This window comes from Janthinobacterium lividum, assembly GCF_011601275.1.
Classification (GTDB): domain Bacteria; phylum Pseudomonadota; class Gammaproteobacteria; order Burkholderiales; family Burkholderiaceae_D; genus Janthinobacterium; species Janthinobacterium lividum_E.
The window spans coordinates 1-1721 of record NZ_JAAOLY010000046.1; the positions used below are offsets into that span (position 1 = coordinate 1).

Genomic DNA, 1721 nt, shown 5'->3' on the forward strand with positions numbered 1-1721 from the left:
ATATGGTAGGAGAGCGTTCTGTAAGCCTGCGAAGGTGTCTTGTAAAGGATGCTGGAGGTATCAGAAGTGCGAATGCTGACATGAGTAGCGATAATGGGGGTGAAAAGCCTCCACGCCGTAAGCCCAAGGTTTCCTGTTCAACGTTCATCGGAGCAGGGTGAGTCGGCCCCTAAGGCGAGGCAGAGATGCGTAGCTGATGGGAAGCAGGTTAATATTCCTGCACCGTCGTATGATGCGATGGGGGGACGGATCGCGGAAGGTTGTCTGACTGTTGGAATAGTCAGTTTCTGTCTCATAGAAGGCGCTTAGGCAAATCCGGGCGCGGAATTCAAGGGGATGGGACGAGTGCACTTGTGCACGAAGCAATCGGAAGTGGTTCCAAGAAAAGCCTCTAAGCTTCAGTCATACGAGACCGTACCGCAAACCGACACAGGTGGGCGAGATGAGTATTCTAAGGCGCTTGAGAGAACTCGGGAGAAGGAACTCGGCAAATTGGTACCGTAACTTCGGGAAAAGGTACGCCCCGGTAGCTTGATTGGTTTACTCCATGAGGGTGAAAGGGTTGCAATAAACTGGTGGCTGCGACTGTTTAATAAAAACACAGCACTCTGCAAACACGAAAGTGGACGTATAGGGTGTGACGCCTGCCCGGTGCTGGAAGATTAAATGATGGGGTGCAAGCTCTTGATTGAAGTCCCAGTAAACGGCGGCCGTAACTATAACGGTCCTAAGGTAGCGAAATTCCTTGTCGGGTAAGTTCCGACCTGCACGAATGGCGTAACGATGGCCACACTGTCTCCTCCCGAGACTCAGCGAAGTTGAAATGTTTGTGATGATGCAATCTACCCGCGGCTAGACGGAAAGACCCCATGAACCTTTACTGTAGCTTTGCATTGGACTTTGAACCAATCTGTGTAGGATAGGTGGGAGGCTTTGAAGCGGGGACGCTAGTTCTCGTGGAGCCAACCTTGAAATACCACCCTGGTTTGTTTGAGGTTCTAACCTTGGTCCGTTATCCGGATCGGGGACAGTGCATGGTAGGCAGTTTGACTGGGGCGGTCTCCTCCTAAAGTGTAACGGAGGAGTTCGAAGGTACGCTAGATACGGTCGGACATCGTGTTGATAGTGCAATGGCATAAGCGTGCTTAACTGCGAGACTGACAAGTCGAGCAGGTACGAAAGTAGGACATAGTGATCCGGTGGTTCTGTATGGAAGGGCCATCGCTCAACGGATAAAAGGTACTCTGGGGATAACAGGCTGATTCCTCCCAAGAGTTCATATCGACGGGGGAGTTTGGCACCTCGATGTCGGCTCATCACATCCTGGGGCTGTAGCCGGTCCCAAGGGTATGGCTGTTCGCCATTTAAAGTGGTACGTGAGCTGGGTTTAAAACGTCGTGAGACAGTTTGGTCCCTATCTGCCGTGGGCGTTGGAAATTTGAAGGGGGCTGCTCCTAGTACGAGAGGACCGGAGTGGACGAACCTCTGGTGTACCGGTTGTCACGCCAGTGGCATTGCCGGGTAGCTAAGTTCGGAAGAGATAACCGCTGAAAGCATCTAAGCGGGAAACTTGCCTTGAGATGAGATTTCCCAGAGCCTTGAGCTCTTTGAAGGGTCGTTCGAGACCAGGACGTTGATAGGCTGGGTGTGGAAGTGCAGTAATGCATTAAGCTAACCAGTACTAATTGCCCGTACGGCTTGTCCCTATAACCTTAGCAGGT

The 1721-nt window shown here is 51.8% G+C and carries 1 rRNA gene; it reads left to right on the forward strand.

The features are described from left to right. Positions 1-1706: ribosomal RNA gene (locus GYK42_RS28760) — 23S ribosomal RNA — on the forward strand; the annotation flags it as partial. Positions 1707-1721 lie beyond the last annotated feature (15 nt).